Source organism: Bradyrhizobium sp. WSM4874, from assembly GCF_055811835.1.
The window spans coordinates 1-205 of record NZ_JBVVPR010000312.1; the positions used below are offsets into that span (position 1 = coordinate 1).

1 pseudogene is annotated in these 205 nt (G+C 69.8%); it reads right to left on the reverse strand.

Going from position 1 to position 205, the window contains the following annotated elements:
• Positions 1-205 (reverse strand): annotated as a pseudogene (locus tag AC0L3P_RS40445) (hypothetical protein); the annotation flags it as partial.

Genomic DNA, 205 nt, shown 5'->3' on the forward strand with positions numbered 1-205 from the left:
CCATGTGGCCGCCGAGCGCCTCGGTCCGGCACGCCACGATTGCGCTCATCACGCGCCGCTCGACCCGACCGAGATGACCGGCATGGTCACGGCGATAGGTGTCGCCATGCCGGCGCAGAATATCGGCGATCTCGATGGCGGGCCTGTTGGCGCGGCTGTCGGGGCGGATCATCACCCGGATCCCGCCGCGGATCATCCAGGTGGC